Below are 17,615 nucleotides of genomic sequence, written 5' to 3'. Positions count from 1 at the left end.
TGTCTAATCACTTCGAAAGTGCCGCTCCGGTGGCGCCATAAGTCGTAGGACCACCCATGGCGGCGGCTTCTGCTAGCGAGACCTTCTTGATGAACTTTCCGAATAATCCGGTATCCGAATTCTTGAGTTTGAGCGTCGCGCTCAAATTTGAGGCTTCTGTCGTGTAGTAGGTTGGGCCGCCGCCAAGTAGATGCCAGCCACGAAGGGAAACTTGCGCAAAGGCCTCTATATGGAATGCTTTTCCATTCTTTCCGAAGGGTGAGGCTGTGCACGGGTCGATACCCTTACCACCCTTATCGGGACATGCCATATCAAAGATTGGCAACAGAACTTCGACAGTCTTGCCGGCAGTAAGATCTGCTTGCCACTTCGAGAACGTCGTAGCACAAGCGTCATCGAAGTCATTTCCGTTATTGGATTTTATCCAGGGTTGTGCCACAGCAACGTAAAGGGAGCAATCAGGTGTCCCGGAATCGTCCAGCCAGCCGAATCCTCCCGGTAGTTCCCACCCTGAGGCGGGTTGCTTACAGCCATAATTCGGATCATCAGCAAGGGTGCTTCCGTGGGTAGGAAAGAACTGCAGAGATTTTGTGAATCCGGGGTCTGATTCGCACTTTGAGAATGCCAGCGGAACGACGTTGGCAGCGGAAATTCCTCCAAAGGTGGCCTGCGCCGAAGCGCGTATATCGGCAGTTTGGATACCCAGTGCTCTTGCAAATATGAGAGAAAAGTGATTATTTCCGGATGCATCTCGTGATTGGGTTGTCACATCTACCACGCCGGCGCCCACCGTGGCAGTGATCACATTGCTGCTGCCATCGAGCGCGTTGTCGTTGGCCAAGTTGCCAGCCGTCGCAACCGGTGCTGCGCATGCCGGTCCTGGAGGCGTTGCGGCGCAGGCTTGCGCTATTGCCAAAGCGGAAGAGTCAGCGCCATTTTGAAGCTGCGCGTGCTCGGAGTACATGGTGGCCACATCAACTGCCAATGCGGCCATGCCGAGCAGGAAGACCATTATTAGGGCTGTCATCGGAGCAACAACGCCTTGCTCCGATTTCTTGGTTCCTAACCACCGCATCGCATTACTCCCTTGCCTTGAATCGAAAGGCTGGCTGGCATCCCGGGGATCAAGTTCGGAAAACCGGTCATCCATGGAGTCGTGTAGTTCACCGCGGCCACCGCATTGTTGGTGGCGGAGCATGTCCCGGTGCCGGAAAAACTCACGTCGATGTTCCCGGTGGATAATCCAACCGATGGGGCAGCAGCTATACCGGCGTTTTGGGCCGCCAGCGCCGTATATCCGGTTTCTGCACAGTGAATAGCGGAGTAGCGTGCGGCTTCACGAGCCGCTTCGCTCAGTGACACCTGGATATTGAATGCCCGTCCCATTTCAGCGATGCCCAGGACGAGGGCCAGGAAGATCGGAAGAACTAACGCGAACTCGACCGCAACAGCACCAGCTTCACGCCGGCTGCGCCGCTGAGTATTTTGATTGGAACGAGTCTTCATGATGATGTGACCAGATTCTGTGAAGCCCGGCCATCGGCTTGCGATGGCCGGGGGACCATTTCTTGAGAACCACCAAGGGCGAGTGAACAGTCAGCAATTTGTCTGCCTCCCTGTTCACCCGCCCGAGGATGTGTCGTCACGTCAGAGTTGGGAGGAAACGGCGCTGAAGGCTGTGTTTATCTGCGTGCCAAGCGTCGCAACGACCACAATGATCACCGCGGCGATCAATGCGACCAGGAGCCCGTACTCAACGGCAGTTGCGCCCTTTTCTGATTGAACGTCAGCTTCCCAGGTCTTGAGGAGCAGAAGAAACCGCAGCGTGAGACCAGACATTTGACTAGAGCTCGCCGGAAATCTTGCCGAACGCCGTATTGATCTGAGTGCCGAGGGTGGCAACAACAACGACGATGACTGCCGCGATCAGCGCAACCAGCAGGCCGTATTCAACGGCCGTTGCACCCTTTTGTTCGCTGGTGAAGCGATCCTTGACGCCGGCGACGAAAGCCATCATCGAGACCATGAGAGAAGTCATTATAGTTTCCTTTAATTCGGTGAAATGGGTTATTGAATTTCAACGAATTTCCAGCTGCCCCCATAAATCCTTAGCGGCTGGACTTCGCTAAGAAGAGATTGTCACTGGGGGGTATGGGGCAACAATGCGTAGTGGTACTCGACTTTTTAGGTGGACTCGAAAAGTACGTACTCGAAAGGGGTCGCCAGTACTCAGAAAGCTGTGCGGGTACCAACCCGACTACTTAGCAAGCTCGCACAGGGAAATGTGGTGGGCCCAGAAAAAATCGACGAGGTTGGCTACCCGACGAAAAGGGCGACAGCCATGAGGGCCCCCAACATCGAGGGGCCATGGGCCACTTCGGTGGCTCTATTCCGGCCTTTCCTGCCCATGACAACCACCGTGACGACGCCATTCAGGATGAAGCCGAGCAGCCCGCCGTACAGGAGGTGGCTCCAGCCTAGGTACCCCAGGTAAAGGCCAACGGGGGCCGCGAGCTTCACGTCGCCCATTCCGATGCCGCCGGGAGAAATAAGTCCCAAAATAAGGTAACCAACAAACAAAATGAAGGCGCCAAGCGCCGCCCGAACTAGATCATCATATTGCTTATCAATTAGTCCAGGCAGTAAAAGGAGTAGAAGGCCGCCGGCCAGTAGCATTAGAACGAGAGGATTCGGCAGGAGGTGGAGTGCTACGTCGATCCTTGCCAACTGGACGCCCAGCACGGCAAGTAGGAGGAATGCTGGGACGCTCAGTGCGCTGCCGAAATGCGCCGCGAAGGCCCCGCACGCGACGGCGGTTACTGCCGCCGTGGTAATTCTTGCCTGCAGGCGCGGCACCTCGCCAAGTCTGGGAAGCAGTTTTGCGATGAGTCGCTCGGCGATGGGGGAGAGGGCGGCTCCCAAAAGAGCGGCGCCAATGACCAGGAGCGCACTGTTAGGGTCCGAGGTCACCGCTGAGAACACTGCATCCCCCTGCATTGGATTGGGCCGACGCGGCCCCAGCGGCCTCCGGCTACCTCATTTTGACCCCGAACCACCTGACGCGCTAATCTTGGTAGTCGTTGTGCGTGTCCTATTCCGATGGTGCGTGCCCGCTTGAGGATCCGGTTGCAGGATAACTACTCAACGTGCACATTCGGAACTTCAGGATGACTGGTTACATAGAGCCCTCACCTCTGTTCCGGTAGCGCGCAGACAGTAGGTGCGCGAGCTAGCGACACCTAAACAAGAACGCCAGAACAAGAACGAGGCAAACACCGTGCGTACGTACACCCCGAAGCCCGGCGATATCAACCGCCAGTGGCACGTCATTGACGCCACCGACGTTGTCCTTGGTCGTCTTGCAAGCCAGACCGCAATCCTGCTGCGCGGCAAGCACAAGGCCACATTCGCATCCCACATGGACATGGGCGACTTTGTCATCATCATCAACGCCGAGAAGGTAGCCCTGACCGGCGCCAAGCTGGAGCAGAAGCGCGCATACCGGCACTCCGGCTACCCGGGCGGCCTGACCTCCGTCAACTACGCGGAACTGCTGGAAACCAACCCGGTCCGCGCCGTTGAGAAGGCCATCAAGGGCATGCTCCCCAAGAACTCCCTCGCTGCCCAGCAGCTGGGCAAGCTGAAGGTGTACCGCGGTGCTGAGCACCCGCACGCTGCCCAGCAGCCCAAGACTTTCGAAATCACCCAGGTCGCCCAGTAGTCCTGGCCACCAAACAACTTATCTATACAAGGAGAACCGTGGCTCAGAACGAAGAGACCACCGAGGCTGTCGAAGCCGAGGAAAACCTGACCAGCTACACCTCTGAGAGCTCGGCTGCTGAAGCTGCTCCCAAGAAGGAGCGTCCGGCCCTGACCGTTGCCGGCGCAGCTGTTGGCCGCCGCAAGGAGGCCGTTGCACGCGTCCGCGTCGTGCCCGGCTCCGGCAAATGGACCATCAATGGCCGCGAGCTGGCAAACTACTTCCCGAACAAGCTGCACCAGCAGGACGTCAACGAGCCCTTCAAGATCCTTGATCTCGAAGGCGCCTACGACGTTATCGCCCGCATCCACGGCGGCGGCATCTCCGGCCAGGCCGGCGCCCTGCGCCTCGGCATCGCCCGTTCGCTGAACGAGATCGATGTCGAGAACAACCGCCCGACGCTGAAGAAGGCCGGTTACCTGTCCCGCGACGCCCGTGTCATCGAGCGTAAGAAGGCAGGTCTCAAGAAGGCCCGCAAGGCCCAGCAGTACTCCAAGCGCTAAATCTGCTTACACGGAAGCCCGTCCCGCTGTCCAGCGGGACGGGCTTTTGTTGTTGTCGGGGAGGTTTGAAATCGTTGATTGCAGCCTCAACTGCTCCATGCCGGTCATGATCAAGCGCCAGGTGCGAGATCGTAGAATTCCGCGTCGCCAATCACCTGGCCACGGTAATGCTGCCGCACCCAAGCCACAATACGAGCGGCATCTCCTCTGCCTTCGGCAGTTACCGGAGGGAGGTTCTGGATAACGAGGGCTCCGATTTTGCCTTCGCCGACAAGTTTCTTGAACTCACTCAATGTGGGGAACGGGTCCGAGCCAGTGAAACCGCCGAGGGCCATGATCGGACGCCCGGTTTCCAACTGGTAATTTGCGGCAGACTCAGAACCGACCATTGCAGCCGGCCATGTTGCTGCAGTGTTGGCACTCTTCAACTTAGCCACCACTCCCGGTGCCGGGATATCGCCGAGCGCGAGCGCGACGGCAGCCTTTGGCTCCTCCGGGTTGAGTCGCCGCCTGCTGGCGTCATCTGCCTTGGACCCGAGTGTGGCCGGGCCTGCCGAAACTGCGGCTCCAATATGGCCGGTGAGAATGGTATTCACGCTCCAAAGGACCGGGCCCAAAAGGAGAGCGATTGCTAGCAATGAGGCGGAGATTCGGTTATACGACACGTGCTGAACGTCGAGTGCACATAGGGCGATGGTCACCGCCCATAGAAGTAATATGGCCATGGGTAGTCCCGGGAAGTCGTCCGCTGAACGTACCGCAGTGACGTATGCGAATAAGGCGCTTGCAACCAGGGTGGCCACTACCAGCCCGCGCCGTGGCCAAGGCAGTCTTTCTCGCAGGAAAGTCCTCAGGGCGACGGTAGCCAGGACGGAGATCGGTGGCACAGCTGTGAGCGCATAATAGGGATGCACAATTCCCGACATGAACGCCACTAGGATAAGGGATACTGCCAACCAAGCGATATGGAAGACGAGAAATATGCGGTAGGTGCGTGCGCCTTGACGGCGATGGATGTGCACGATCGAAATGACTAATCCCGCTACCGCAAGCGGAAGGAACCAGCCGAACTGTCCAGAAAAATTGGGCTGGAGGAATCGTTGCAGGCCCGGATCGAGCGATTCCACGGAACCCCATTCGCCCTTTGTAGCGCTGCTTGCGGCGTTCTGACCGGTGAGCCGGTCCAGCCCGTTGTAGCCGAGGGTGAGCTCAGCGGCACTATTGGTGAAGGATCCGCCGATGAATGGCCTGGAAGCCTGGTCAGTTAGCTGGACTAGGATCAACCACCATCCCCCCGTAACCGCGGTGGCAAGCCCCGCTCCTCCGAGTCGCAATAGCCGAGAAGCAATTTTGCCAGGCGCAAAGGCAAGGTAAGTGATTGCTATGGCTGGGACAATCATTCCAATCTGCAGTTGTTTTGTCAGAAACCCGAGCCCAATCAAAGCGCCTGCCGCTATGAGCCATCGAACGTCGTTGCGCTCAATCGACTTTAGCGTCATATAAGCAATGCATATCATCTCAAGGCACAGCAATGCGTCGGGGTTGTTGTATCTGAACATCACGGTAGCCACAGGCGTTATGGCAAAAAGAAGAGAGGCAGCAAGTGAGGGGATAGGACCAAAAAAGGTGCGCGTGAGGCGAAACAGTACATATGTACTAAAGACACCCATCAACGCCTGCGGCAGTAAAATGCTCCAAGGGCTCAGTCCGAACAACCGTATTGACAATGCCATGACCCATAGACTTGCTGGTGGCTTGTCCACACTTATTGCATTAGCAGGATCGGATGATCCGAACAGAAAAGCAGTCCAATCTTCCGAGCCAGACATAGCAGCTGCCGAATAGTACGAATTAGCCCATCCGTTCTGGTCCAAACCCCACGCATAAATCAGCGTGGTGACAACCAAGAGGGCGCCGAGGAGACCTCTCTCTCGGCCTACAGTGAAGGTATTTTCTGGCACTACCGTAGTCACGGTGCTTCCGCGTGATTGAGACGGATTACTGTTCACGTAGCTGCCGTCCCCACTTGATCATTTCGAATTATTTTGCTTCCTGAACCTGATGCCAATCGTGGAATCGCCGTCAACAGGGTCAAAACCGGAAAATCAAATATTGGCGAAGCTATGACCATGGCCGGCGCGATCAGCCATGCCATGTCTTTCTTGGCTCCGTAGAGCACGAGTGCGGCCGCCAGAAGGAAGCGCACGGCCAATCCGGCTAGTCCGTCAGGACTGCCGTCGTGGTGACTGAGTAAGAAGTGCAGCCATGCATTCCACTCCGTTGGGGTTAGCACATATGAACATGCCGTGACCAATAGAGTTGCCATCGCGACTGCGGACAGTGAACGCCAATCCCGCTTCCCTGCAAACCAAAGAAGGCCAACTCCGGGGGTGACTTTAGTGAGAAGAGCGACGGAATACCAAGCAGGCCTTGTTAGACCTAGAACCGCACACATGGCGAGGAGAATGAAGATATTCCCATTAATGAGTTCCGGAACGCTGGCCAAGAAGAAGGGTACGGCCCACCTGAGCTTCAGCGGCTTGAGAAGCCAGATCAGCGCCGATGACTGCAGCACGACCCAAAATGAATAGAACAGTGACCAGTCCAGGGTGGCTATCGGATGGATAACCGTGGCAAATGCGGGCGAGTATAGGTAGGCGTCAACTTCGCCACCGGAACGGCTGTAGGCCATATCGCCGCGAGCGGCCAACCAGTACGCGTGCGCATCCCATCCGATCCAGCCAGTACTCGCTGAAATCCATATCTTATGCAGAACAGTGAATACGCCGTATGCCCACGACAGAACTAGGGCCGTCTTCATGAATATCGGGTACCTTTTAGAAAAATGACCTGATCGGGACGCCGCCTGCATGTCAATAGCCAATCAGACTGCAAGTCATGGGAGACTTGCTTGCAAGGCCGGCTGGCGAACGCATCTCAGGCTGACATTGGTGCATTGTCGTGCCGAAGCAACGCTTACTAGACTTCCGTCGGAGATTACCATGAGCAATCATAACGTTGCGCCAAGCCGATTCGCAGGAGGTATGACCTCACGGTTTGCCGGCGGAACGCCTTGGTTCATGGCATGGGCCGCATTCTTACCTTTGGTACTAATACGCGCTGAAAATCTGGCTGAGTCCGACACCTTCTGGGCAATACGAACGGGAATCTTGATCATCGATTCCGCTCGTATCCCGGCGTATGACACTTTTTCCTGGACGGTCGCCGGGCAGCCTTGGACGCTGAACTCATGGGGCTTCAACACCATACTGGCTGCGGCGTATCTTGCTATGGGACTGGCAGGAAGTGCCATTGTCGCCTCCATGTTCATTGCGGCTATTGGTGCGTTGATTCTGTTTCAGGCCCGAAAATGGGGTGCAAATCCAGTGGTCTCGGGATTTGTGCTTGTCATCGGAGGGGCGCTGACCACAACGTGGATCACGGCCCGTCCGCAGATTGTTGACTATGCTGCCATGCTGGTAATGCTTATCTTGCTTGACCGCTTGCGTACGAGCGACCGGCCGTGGTGGTCAATTGTTGGACTGGGTGTTCTCACCGTTCTATGGGCCAACCTTCACGCTGCCGCGTTACTCGGCGCGCTTACTTGCGCCGCTGCCACCGTGGGCGTCCTTCTGCGGGACAGGCGCACGCTACAGGCGGTCAGGTTCGCTGCGGCCACCGTCATCGTAGGGATTTGTTGCCTCGTTACCCCGTATGGGACGGGAATTATCGCGCAAACACTGCAGGTGAAGAACCAATCCTCTAACATCAGGGAGTGGCAACCATTTGATGCCGGAGACCCCCTGCAATTGCTCGTGCTGGCGATAGGACTCATTGGCGTGATGGCTGCCTTCAGGCGCAGGGATCTCCTCACACTGTCGGTACTAGCAATCATTCTTCTTGCGTCTCTTGCAGCATACAGAATATTGCCCATTCTTCTCATTCTGTCACTTCCAGTCATAGCTTCTGCTGCGCCGAAGAAGCTTCTCTGCTATTTTGAAAGCCGGCGAAAAATGCTTTCCCAAGGTGCCGCCGCTGCCATCGCCATCGCCAGCGTGATTTCCATTGTTAACATTGGGAACCTTGGGCGCCCCGATCCAAGCCACTTTCCTCAACAAGCCCTGGCGCATATTCCCCCGAATTGTAATACCTACAATGATTATCAGTTGGGTGGGCTTGTGATATTGCAGCGCCCCGACGTGAAGGTTTCCATAGATTCAAGAAATGACCTTTATGGGGCAGAACGGGTGGATAAATCCCTTTCGACGGTAGCTGGCAACGGTGATGTGGAAGGGGAACTTCGAGGTGCGGGATGCGCCTTGGTCCCACCAGGTTCCGGACTCGCTGATGCACTGCGGGCCAGCCCGTACTGGACGGAGACTTTTTCCGAACCAGCCGCCGCCGTTTTTGTTCGAACGCATGAGTAGGTCTCAACATGTACCGGTGCTACTTTGAGCCGTCGTCCGCACTGCTGGTTGCACGGCGCTCTGGACATATGCGAAGTCTGTGGCTGAGGAGTGGGAAGCCCGGAAAACCCAGATCCGGAGGAGAAGGAACCGCATGAATGTGGCAATGATGTTTGCACCGGTTAGAGTAAGGACCTCCAGGTTCGGCGATGCACTGGCATTCACGAGATGGAGCACAAGAAGCGATGATGAAGTAACCACCCAAGCCATTAGAAAGATGCCCAGACCCTGAATTTGCTGCTTAAACAGTCCGCTTGGCCCCTTGATTCCGAAAGTGAATCGCCGGTTAGCTGCTGTATTGGCTATTGCCGTCAGCATTAGGGCTACGAAGTTCGCCTCCTGCGAGCTCAGCGGGCCCTTCAGGATTAGGTACAGGAGTGCAAAAGCCAGGGTCGAGGCTGCACCCACCAACCCAAAGCGGAGTACTTGTCCGAAGAAGCTTGGTCGTCCCACTGGGGCTATTGGCCCCCGGCCTAGTTCCGCATAAATAGCTTGTAACGGGATCAGTCCCCTGACCAAGGACGTGCCAAGCCGCACCATTCCCCGAAGATCGTCGAGCGCAGTCTTCTTGATATCAACCCGGCTGTCCGGGTCGTCAACCCAGTCAACCGGAATTTCGTGAATTCGAAGGCCCGACCGTTCAGCAATTATGAGTAACTCCGTATCGAAAAACCAGCAGTTGTCCTCAACATGCGGCAACAGGCGTTTCGCAACCTCAGCCCGGATCGCCTTAAAACCGCATTGCGCATCCGAAAAGCGGACGTGCATTGTCCGGCGAAGGAGAAAGTTGTAGGAACGCGAAATGAATTCACGCTTCGGTCCGCGAATGACTCGTGAGCTCTGCCCAAGCCTGGTTCCTATGGAGACATCTGAATGCCCCGAAAGCAGGGGAGCAACGAGCGGGGGAAGGGCTGCGAGGTCCGTCGACAAATCTACGTCCAAGTAGGCCAGGACTTTCGCCTCGGAGTTGCTCCATGCATCCCGAAGCGCATAGCCCCGCCCCTTCACCTCAAGGCGCCGGTATTCAACGTTTGGCATGTACCCGGCCAGCCGGGCGGCAATCACCGGTGTCCGGTCGGTGCTTGCATTATCGGCGATGGTGACTTTCCACGTCGATGGCATTTCATTCGTCAGGTATTCGGCGAGCCTCGTGATGCTGCTTTCCAGTACCGCTTCTTCGTTGTAGACCGGTACCACAATTTCGAGCGCCAAGCCCCCATAGCTAGGTGTCATGAATGGATCGTAGGGGCCTCCAAATAGGCGTGGCGAGGGGTTTGGGTAAAGACAGGTAGCAACGAAAAGAACCAAGTAGTCCCAGTTATTGGCCCTGATGACGGGCAGGTACCTACCAAGTAGGAGACACCAAGGCAAGCCCCCTACGCAGATGCGCCTCCCACCCATCCTCTACACTTGACCGGTGTCTAGATTATTTGGAACAGACGGTGTCCGAGGGCTGGCCAACGGCCTGCTGACAGCAGAACTGGCCCTGCAGCTGGCCCAGGCGGCCGCCATCGTGCTTGGCCACGACCGCAACTCCAACGGCTCCCGGCCCCGCGCCGTGCTGGCCCGTGACCCGCGCGCCAGCGGCGAATTCATTGCCGCCGCCGTGGAAGCCGGCCTTTCCAGCTCGGGCATCGACGTCTATGACGCCGGCGTCCTGCCCACCCCTGCAGCCGCCTACCTGGTCGCGGACCTGGACGCCGACTTCGGCGTCATGATCTCCGCCTCCCACAACCCGGCGCCGGACAACGGCATCAAGTTCTTCGCCCGCGGCGGCCAGAAGCTGCCCGACGAGGTAGAGGACGCCATCGAAGCCCAGATGAGCAAGGAAGCCGTCCGCCCCACCGGCGCCGACGTCGGCCGCATCCAGCGCTTCTCGGATGCCGAAGACCGCTACATCGTCCACCTGCTCCGTACCCTGCCGCACCGCCTGGACGGCCTCACCGTGGTACTGGACTGCGCCAACGGTGCCGCCAGCGGCTGCTCGCCCCAGCTCTTCAAGGATGCCGGCGCCGAGGTCATCGTCATCGGCGCGGATCCTGATGGCCTCAACATCAACGACGGCGTGGGTTCCACCCACCTCGGACCGCTCAAGGACGCCGTGATCAAGTACGGTGCCAATTTGGGGATCGCCCACGACGGCGACGCTGACCGCTGCCTGGCCGTGGACCATGAAGGCAACGAGGTGGACGGCGACCAGATCATGGCCATCCTCGCCGTCGCGCTCAAGAAGGCCGGCAAGCTCAAGGATGATGTCCTGGTGGCCACCGTCATGAGCAACCTGGGCCTCAAGATCGCCCTCCGTGACGCCGGCATCACCATTCTGGAAACAGCCGTGGGGGACCGCTACGTCCTGGAAGGAATGCGCGATGGCGGCTACAACCTGGGCGGCGAGCAGTCCGGCCACGTGATCTTCTCGGACTATGCGACCACAGGCGACGGCCTCCTTACGGGCCTGCAGCTCGCCGCGCAGGTGGCCCTGACCGGGAAGCCGCTCCAAGAGCTCGCCACGGTCATGACGAAGCTCCCGCAGGTCCTTATCAACGTCAAGGGCGTCGACCGCAGCCGGGTAAGCAGCAACGACGTCCTGGCCCAGGCCGTGGCGGCAGCTGAAGCAGCCCTAGGTGACAGCGGCCGCGTCCTACTCCGTCCCTCCGGCACCGAGCCCGTGGTCCGCGTGATGGTGGAGGCGGCTGACGAAGAAACCGCGCAGTCCATCGCCGAACACCTGGCGCAGGTGGTACGGACGGAGCTCGCCCTGGAGCTCGCCTCAAACTAGCCGCAAACGAAAAATGGCCCGCCTCCTCGAAAGGGAGACGGGCCATTCTGCGTTAAGGAAACCTAGATTGCGCGGTCCTTCAGCGCGTCACGAATCTCCGTCAGCAGTGCAACCTGCGGGTCCTCAGCGGCGTCCTTCTTCACGTCCTTATTGATCCCCAACCGCCGGTTGCGGCGCTCGATCATCATGTTCATCGGCATCACCACCACAAAGTAGATGGCCGCTGCGATCAGCACGAAGTTCACTACGGCGGTGAGCAGCACCCCGAACTCGATTGCGTTGCCGTTGAGCTCCACCCTAGCGAAGCTGTCGAAATTGGGCGCACCCACCAGACCTGAGATAAAGGGCATCAGTACCTTGTTCACCAGGGCCGTCACCACGGCACCGAACGCAGTACCCATGACAACAGCGACGGCAAGGTCAACCACATTGCCCTTCATGATGAAGTTCTTGAATCCAGTCAGCATGGAGTCCAGCGTAATACGGCTTGTCGCGCCTCCTGTGGAGGCACTCCTGCCGCAGTGGCACTTTGTATCGCGGACAAGTGTCTTGCCTCAATTTAGCTGGTCTAGGCGCTTCTGCCGGTTGGGGGAGGACTGCTCCTTGCTGGGGGCGAAGCCTTCCTGCTCTCGTCCGGGTGGTATGGAAGCGCTCGACAGCACCCTCTGAGTCTCGAAGAAACGTCGTAACTCAAGCCAAATTAGAGCTAGCGGAAGCGCAGACCACGGCGCCTCAACGATGCTGAATGGCCAGGAAATGTTACTTGCTGCCAGATGGAAGACGGGGCCTAGGTATAAGAGGGCAAACGCCGCGACAGTGGAGACGCGCAACAGCGGGGTGGATCGCCGCTCAAGGAGAAACACAATAACTGGGACAAAGAGAATGGCGTCATAGGTAGCCAAATGCGGCGAGAAAACCACGGTCGTTGCCAACGTGGCGATCCAAATTTCCCGCGGGTTTCCTTGAGTTTTCCGATACCTACGGATCCAAGTAAGCAGAATTAGCGCGCCGAGCGGGAGTGGCAGCCACGTCAGAAGCGGGGTCCCCCAGGGGTGCAGGGCCGGCGGCAGAAATGCCTGCAGCAGTGAAGGCAGTCCCACCATCTTCCAAGCCTGTCCATTTTGAACCTGTTCCATGTACAAAGGGCTCGATAGCGCCGACAGCCAATGCTGCAGGCCATCGATTCCAACCACCCCCGCAGAGATTCCCGCGAAGAGAGTGCAGACAGCCGCAAACGATGCCAAAGCCCGATAGTTGCGGGTGGCCAGCAAAGTGAGTGGCACTAGTACAACGAGTTGCGGCTTGGCGAACCCCAGCCCGAAGGCCGCCCCCGCCCAGAAGTCGTGCCCGTTCTTGGCGAAACGCATGCCGATCAGCCAGACAGCCAGAATGAACGCCGAATCCTGGCCCCCGCCAAGGAGCTCGAACGCCACGGGGGAGGCTAGGACTGCCAGCAGTACCGCAACTCGACGGCGGGACATAAGTGCCGGCGTAATGTGTTTCAGGCTCAAAATGGACCAGATGAGGAGCGTTGTGCTGATAAGGAACCAAACTAGTCCGCTCCAGGTGTACGGAAGCATGGCAAGAGGTGCGTAGAAGGCTGCCACTATTGGCAGGGAAACGAACCATGCCAGCGCGGACGATCCCCCTAGCGTGGCATCCTGTAGGGCCAATTGAGCCGCCGGATCATACAAGACCCAGGTGTCTCCGGTGAGCAATAGCCTGGCTCCGGTCCAGTGGGCCAAATAGTCAGGGAGCCAGGCACCCTGAACGGTAGGGGCGACGATTCTGGCCACAGAGGACAACGTCAAGGCCAAAACTGATGCCACCACAAAAAACACGGGGTAAAGGCGCAACCGTTGAGGCGTTATTAGGAGGTCCATACGGTCGATAGCAACGACAAAAAGCCTGCGGAGGGCCGCAGTTTTGAATACTGAGGCAATTCCTCGTGGCCTGGGCGACATGAAATGAGACGCTACCTCACATGGTCCTGGGTTTTACCATCTCCGAATCAAATTTTGCGCATGTTTTGCAAAGCTCCTGTCGGTGCAAAAGCGTCACAGGTAGCCCGGCGCCGCTTCCAGCCCGAAGTACTCCTCCAGCGTCCCGATGCCTCGGTTCAGCATGTCAGTGGCCGCCTCCGCGCCGATATACCGCAGGTGCCACGGCTCGTAGTAGTACCCCGTGATGGGGTGCAGCATCCACGGGTACCGCACCACGAACCCGAACCGGTGCCCGTTCGCCTTCGCCCACGTGGCGGCGGGCTGCTCCGCGAAGCACGGCTCGAAGCTGCAGGCACCCCCGCCGTCCCCGATGTCGAACGCCCACCCTGTCTGGTGCTCCGAGTGGCCGGGCCGCGCGCTGGCGGTGTCGGCGTCGGCCTGTCCCCGCGCCGCGACGTACCCGTTGTAGGTGGTCACCTGCGTGCTGTAGGAGCGGTAGCCGCTGGCCAGGACCAACGCCACGCCGTCGCCTGCGGCCGCCGCGAACATCGCCCCCGCCGCTGCAGCCGCGGTGCTGTTCAGCAGCGCAGCCTCACCCGCCGCGGAGATCGCGACGGCGGGACGCACCAGGTCAGCCGGCACATAGTCCGCGGGCTTCAGGGGACGGTGCTTGTTCACGATGACCCACGGGCTCGCCGGATCATCAAGGGAAAACCGGCGAGCCAACGTAGCCGGGGGAGACGGCGTGGGGGACGGCACCTCCGGCGGCTGGCCCACCGTGGCGGCGTCCGGCGTCGTGCCCGCTGTTGCTGTGGCGGCGGGGGAGGGGGACGGGGAGGAAGCCGCGGACGACGACGGCGCTGCCTTGGGTGCTTCCGGCGTGCAGGCGGACAGGACAGCCAGCCCGGCCCCCGCAGCGAGGAAGCGGCTGAAGCTGCGCCGGGTGGGGGACCCGCATTCGTAGCACACCTGTGCTAAACCTTCCGGAGCAGCATGCGGCGGATGGAATGGTCCGCCTCTTTGGTCAGTACCAGCTGCGCCCGGCCGCGGGTAGGCAGCACGTTCTCCTCCAGGTTGGGCTCGTTGATCCGCTTCCAGATGTCCCGGGCGGTCTCCTCCGCCTCGTCGTCGGAGAGCGTGGCGTAGCGGTGGAAGTAGGACTCCGGCTGCGCGAACGCGGTGCTCCGCAGCTTCCGGAACCGGTCCACGTACCACTCCTCGATGTAGGAGGTCTTGGCATCCACGTAAATGGAGAAGTCAAAGAAGTCGCTCAGCGCCAGGCCCTGCCGGCCGTCATGCCGGGGCCGGGCCGGGGCCAGCACGTTCAGGCCCTCCACGATCAGCACGTCCGGGCGGCGGACCACCACTTCCTTGCCGGGCACGATGTCGTACGTGACGTGGGAGTACCAGGGCGCCCGGACTTCCTCGGCGCCGCCCTTGATCTCGCTCACGAAGCGCAGCAGCGCCCGCCGGTCATAGGACTCGGGAAAACCCTTCCGGTCCAGCAGCTGCCGGCGCTTGAGCTCAGCCAGGGGATAGAGGAAGCCGTCCGTGGTGATCAACTCAACGTTGGGGGTGCCCGGCCAGCGGCGCAGCATCTCCCGCAGCACACGCGCGATGGTGGACTTGCCCACCGCCACCGAGCCGGCCACGCCGATTACGAACGGGGTGCGCTGGGTCTGCTCGCCCAGGAACGTGGTGGTGGCCGCGTGCAGCTGCCCGGCAGCTTCCACATACAGGTGCAGGAGCCGTGACAGCGGCAGGTAGACGTCACTGACCTCCTTCATGTCAAGGGGGTCGCCGAGCCCGCGGAGGCGCAGCACGTCCTCTTCATTGAGGGGCTGTTCCATCTGGGCTGCGAGACGGGACCAGGTATGCCGGTCCAACTCCACGAACGGCGAGGCACCCTCCCCGTTCGCATCATTGCGTTGTGAAGTCACCTAAAGATTCTGCCCCGCGGGGAGCCCATCGCGAAATGACGCCCCTGTTCAGCGCGGCGGCACCGGTCACTGCGGCGCCGCAGCGCGGTCCTCCGGTTTAGAGTCCGGTTTAGAGCAAGTGCCACCCGCCCGATAGTCTTGTGCCTATGTGTGGAATCGTGGGTTACGTAGGCCGTTCCGTTGACGGTGCAATTAATGGCCACAGTGCCTTGGATGTTGTCCTTGAGGGGCTGCGGCGCCTGGAGTACCGCGGTTATGACTCTGCCGGTGTGGCTGTGGTGTCCCAGGGGGCCATCGAGTCGCGGAAGAAGTCCGGGAAGCTGAGCAACCTGATTGGTGAGCTGGAGGCCCGGCCGTTGCCGGAGACCCTGACCGGTATCGGCCACACGCGGTGGGCGACGCACGGCGGCCCGACGGACCGCAACGCGCACCCGCACCTGGCTGACGGCGGCAAGCTCGCCGTGATCCACAACGGCATCATCGAAAACTTCGCCGAGCTCAAACTGGAGCTGCTGGAGAAGGGTGTGACGTTCCTGTCCGAGACGGACACCGAGGTCGCTGCCGCGCTGCTGGCCGACATCCTCCGCAACCAGCTGGGCGGGGACACCGCCAACGGTGGCCTGACCAAGGCCATGGAGCTGGCCTGCCAGCGCCTCGAGGGTGCCTTCACCCTGCTGGCCGTGCACGCGGACCAGCCCGACGTCGTCGTGGCCGCCCGCCGTAACTCACCGCTGGTGGTAGGCCTGGGCGAGGGGGAGAACTTCCTGGGCTCGGACGTGTCCGGGTTCATCGACTACACCCGCCGCGCGGTGGAACTGGGCCAGGACCAGATCGTCACCATCACCGCCGATTCCGTGGAGATCACCGATTTCTACGGCAACCCGGCTTCCGGCAAGGAATACCACGTGGACTGGGACCCGGCGTCGGCGGAAAAGGGCGGGTTCTCCTCGTTCATGGAGAAGGAAATCCATGACCAGCCCGACGCCGTGGCGCAGACCCTGCTGGGCCGTTCGGACATCAAGGGCAAGCTGACCCTGGACGAGCTGCGGATCGACCCGGAGCTGTTGAAGCAGGTCAACAAGATCATCGTGCTGGCCTGCGGCACCGCCGCGTATGCGGGCATGGTGGCGAAGTACGCGATCGAGAACTGGTGCCGGATCCCCACCGAGGTGGAGCTCGCGCACGAGTTCCGCTACCGGGACCCGATCCTGGATGAGAAGACCCTGGTGGTCTCCATCTCCCAGTCCGGGGAGACCATGGACACCCTGATGGCTGTCCGGTACGCCCGGGAACAGGGCGCGAAGACCATCTCGATCTGCAACACCAACGGTTCCACCATTCCGCGTGAGTCCGACGCCGTGCTGTACACGCACGCCGGCCCGGAGATCGCGGTGGCCTCGACCAAGGCCTTCCTGGCCCAGATCACGGCCGCGTACCTGCTGGGCCTGTACCTTGCCCAGCTGCGCGGGAACATCTTCTCGGGCCAGATCAAGGACGTCCTGGCGGACCTGAACAAGATCCCCGCCAAGATCCAGACCATCCTGGACAAGGCAGAGCCCCTGCGGGAACTGGCCCGGTCCATGGCGGACGAGAAGTCCGTGCTGTTCCTGGGCCGGCACGTGGGCTACCCCGTCGCCCTTGAAGGCGCGTTGAAGCTCAAGGAAATCGCGTACATCCACGCCGAAGGGTTCGCCGCCGGTGAGCTCAAGCACGGCCCCATCGCCCTGATCGATGAAGGCCAGCCCGTGTTCGTCGTCGTCCCGTCCCCGCGCGGGCGTGACTCGCTGCACTCCAAGGTGGTCTCCAACATCCAGGAAGTCCGCGCCCGCGGCGCCCGGACCCTGGTCATCGCCGAGGAAGGCGACGAAGCCGTGAAGGCCTACGCCGAGCACGTCTTCTACGTCCCCGAGACCCCCACCCTGCTGATGCCCCTGCTGACCACCGTCCCGCTGCAGATCTTCGCCGCGGAACTCGCCGCAGCCAAGGGCTACGACGTGGACCAGCCCCGCAACCTCGCCAAGAGCGTCACCGTCGAATAACCTGCACACCACAGCGCAGCTGAAGCCCCGGGCCCCATCGGTCCGGGGCATCCGCGTTAACGCCCCCTGGCCGAACAGGTTTGCGAAACTTTCAGCCTGCCGCAGCCACGGAGGCCCCGGGAACTCGGCGCGCGCTCCGCAGGATCGCCCCAAAAGTCACGCATTTCCGCTCATGGCGGACAGCG

Annotated in this window: 17 protein-coding genes; 5 read left to right on the top strand and 12 right to left on the bottom strand. The window is 60.1% G+C overall.

The features are described 5' to 3' along the window. Nucleotides 1-7: 7 nt before the first annotated feature. The 5 genes from AB0280_RS08885 to AB0280_RS08865 form a co-directional block, all read right to left on the bottom strand. Nucleotides 8-1,075, bottom strand: a complete 1,068-nt coding sequence (locus AB0280_RS08885; protein ID WP_366366936.1) for a pilus assembly protein TadG-related protein — start codon at nt 1,073-1,075, stop codon at nt 8-10. After that, nucleotides 1,063-1,506, bottom strand: coding sequence for a TadE/TadG family type IV pilus assembly protein (locus tag AB0280_RS08880; protein WP_366366934.1), 444 nt, complete (start codon nt 1,504-1,506; stop codon nt 1,063-1,065). Before AB0280_RS08880 ends, AB0280_RS08885 begins: the two co-directional genes overlap by 13 nt. A gap of 141 nt (nt 1,507-1,647) precedes the next feature. After that, complete coding sequence (locus tag AB0280_RS08875) at nt 1,648-1,839, bottom strand: Flp family type IVb pilin (RefSeq protein WP_366366932.1); 192 nt, start codon at nt 1,837-1,839, stop codon at nt 1,648-1,650. A 4-nt stretch (nt 1,840-1,843) separates the two neighbouring features. After that, nucleotides 1,844-2,038 carry a Flp family type IVb pilin gene (locus AB0280_RS08870; protein ID WP_366366930.1) on the bottom strand — a complete coding sequence of 65 codons (195 nt, stop codon included), beginning with the start codon at nt 2,036-2,038 and terminating at the stop codon, nt 1,844-1,846. Between the two features lie 278 nt (nt 2,039-2,316). Beyond that, nucleotides 2,317-2,982 (bottom strand): prepilin peptidase, encoded by a 666-nt coding sequence (locus AB0280_RS08865; RefSeq protein ID WP_366366928.1) that lies wholly within the window; start codon nt 2,980-2,982, stop codon nt 2,317-2,319. A 295-nt stretch (nt 2,983-3,277) separates the two neighbouring features. On the opposite strand from AB0280_RS08865, the gene rplM reads away from it, so the two are divergent. Both rplM and rpsI read left to right on the top strand, forming a co-directional pair. Then, entirely contained in the window at nt 3,278-3,721 is a 444-nt protein-coding gene (rplM, locus tag AB0280_RS08860; RefSeq protein WP_043454696.1) for a 50S ribosomal protein L13, read from the top strand. 38 nt (nt 3,722-3,759) lie between these two features. Next, nucleotides 3,760-4,263 (top strand): 30S ribosomal protein S9, encoded by a 504-nt coding sequence (gene rpsI, locus AB0280_RS08855; RefSeq protein WP_175316342.1) that lies wholly within the window; start codon nt 3,760-3,762, stop codon nt 4,261-4,263. A gap of 110 nt (nt 4,264-4,373) precedes the next feature. Here the strand turns inward: rpsI and AB0280_RS08850 are convergent, their stop codons facing one another. Together AB0280_RS08850 and AB0280_RS08845 are read right to left on the bottom strand one after the other, a co-directional pair. Further along, complete coding sequence (locus AB0280_RS08850) at nt 4,374-6,236, bottom strand: glycosyltransferase family 39 protein (protein ID WP_366366926.1); 1,863 nt, start codon at nt 6,234-6,236, stop codon at nt 4,374-4,376. Between the two features lie 32 nt (nt 6,237-6,268). Continuing rightward, entirely contained in the window at nt 6,269-7,084 is an 816-nt protein-coding gene (locus AB0280_RS08845; protein ID WP_366366924.1) for a glycosyltransferase family 87 protein, read from the bottom strand. Nucleotides 7,085-7,307: 223 nt separating this feature from the next. Between AB0280_RS08845 and AB0280_RS08840 the strand changes: the two genes are divergently transcribed. Further along, nucleotides 7,308-8,690 carry a hypothetical protein gene (locus AB0280_RS08840; RefSeq protein WP_366366922.1) on the top strand — a complete coding sequence of 461 codons (1,383 nt, stop codon included), beginning with the start codon at nt 7,308-7,310 and terminating at the stop codon, nt 8,688-8,690. Nucleotides 8,691-8,693: 3 nt separating this feature from the next. Here the strand turns inward: AB0280_RS08840 and AB0280_RS08835 are convergent, their stop codons facing one another. Beyond that, nucleotides 8,694-9,962 (bottom strand): bifunctional glycosyltransferase family 2/GtrA family protein, encoded by a 1,269-nt coding sequence (locus AB0280_RS08835; RefSeq protein WP_366366920.1) that lies wholly within the window; start codon nt 9,960-9,962, stop codon nt 8,694-8,696. 184 nt (nt 9,963-10,146) lie between these two features. Here AB0280_RS08835 and glmM point away from each other — a divergent pair, with 184 nt between their 5' ends. Continuing rightward, entirely contained in the window at nt 10,147-11,508 is a 1,362-nt protein-coding gene (glmM, locus tag AB0280_RS08830) for a phosphoglucosamine mutase (RefSeq protein ID WP_366366918.1), read from the top strand. A 62-nt stretch (nt 11,509-11,570) separates the two neighbouring features. On the opposite strand, the gene mscL is transcribed toward glmM, so the two are convergent. The 4 genes from mscL to coaA all read right to left on the bottom strand — a co-directional run bounded on the left by mscL (nt 11,571) and on the right by coaA (nt 15,391). Then, nucleotides 11,571-11,975 carry a large conductance mechanosensitive channel protein MscL gene (gene mscL, locus AB0280_RS08825; protein WP_366366916.1) on the bottom strand — a complete coding sequence of 135 codons (405 nt, stop codon included), beginning with the start codon at nt 11,973-11,975 and terminating at the stop codon, nt 11,571-11,573. Nucleotides 11,976-12,062: 87 nt separating this feature from the next. Continuing rightward, complete coding sequence (locus AB0280_RS08820) at nt 12,063-13,391, bottom strand: glycosyltransferase family 87 protein (RefSeq protein WP_366366914.1); 1,329 nt, start codon at nt 13,389-13,391, stop codon at nt 12,063-12,065. Nucleotides 13,392-13,565: 174 nt separating this feature from the next. Further along, nucleotides 13,566-14,420 carry a M15 family metallopeptidase gene (locus AB0280_RS08815; protein ID WP_366366913.1) on the bottom strand — a complete coding sequence of 285 codons (855 nt, stop codon included), beginning with the start codon at nt 14,418-14,420 and terminating at the stop codon, nt 13,566-13,568. A gap of 5 nt (nt 14,421-14,425) precedes the next feature. Then, complete coding sequence (gene coaA / locus AB0280_RS08810) at nt 14,426-15,391, bottom strand: type I pantothenate kinase (protein WP_366366911.1); 966 nt, start codon at nt 15,389-15,391, stop codon at nt 14,426-14,428. 146 nt (nt 15,392-15,537) lie between these two features. On the opposite strand from coaA, the gene glmS reads away from it, so the two are divergent. Further along, the gene (glmS, locus tag AB0280_RS08805; protein WP_366366910.1) at nt 15,538-17,430 is read left to right on the top strand and encodes a glutamine--fructose-6-phosphate transaminase (isomerizing); all 1,893 of its coding nucleotides are present in this window, start codon (nt 15,538-15,540) and stop codon (nt 17,428-17,430) included. The last annotated feature ends 185 nt before the right edge of the window (nt 17,431-17,615 follow it).

It is taken from the genome of Pseudarthrobacter sp. 902506025, from assembly GCF_040702325.1.
Taxonomy (GTDB): Bacteria; Actinomycetota; Actinomycetes; order Actinomycetales; family Micrococcaceae; genus Arthrobacter.
Note: the sequence above shows the minus strand (reverse complement) of the source record. Positions and strands in the feature narration are given on the sequence as shown.